This window comes from Rheinheimera pleomorphica (assembly GCF_011634895.1).
Taxonomy (GTDB): Bacteria; Pseudomonadota; Gammaproteobacteria; order Enterobacterales; family Alteromonadaceae; genus Alishewanella; species Alishewanella pleomorphica.
Map to the genome: position 1 here is coordinate 1 of NZ_SIRR01000016.1, position 353 is coordinate 353.

The 353-nt window shown below is 45.0% G+C and carries 2 tRNA genes; both read left to right on the forward strand.

Annotated features, from left to right (window positions below):
* Positions 1-2 precede the first annotated feature (2 nt).
* Positions 3-79: transfer RNA gene (locus EYB30_RS14915), tRNA-Ile, on the forward strand.
* Between the two features lie 7 nt (positions 80-86).
* A tRNA-Ala gene (locus EYB30_RS14920) sits at positions 87-162 on the forward strand.
* Positions 163-353 lie beyond the last annotated feature (191 nt).

A 353-nucleotide genomic window follows, 5' to 3' on the forward strand; every position in this document is an offset into this window, starting at 1 on the left:
TTGGGTCTGTAGCTCAGGTGGTTAGAGCGCACCCCTGATAAGGGTGAGGTCGGTAGTTCGAGTCTACTCAGACCCACCAATTATTTGGGGCCATAGCTCAGCTGGGAGAGCGCCTGCCTTGCACGCAGGAGGTCAGCGGTTCGATCCCGCTTGGCTCCACCAATTCGTCGTTTATCTCTTAAAAATTCAAATGAAATGTCTTTTTAAAAAAGCTATTTCATTTGAGTTTAATCTCAAACTGCTCTTTAACAATTTGGCAAGCTGATAGTAGTAAAAAACAAGCTAAGCAACCTCTCGAACTCAAGCGAGAGAGTGTATAGCAAAGCACACTGTACATCTCAAGACATTTTGGG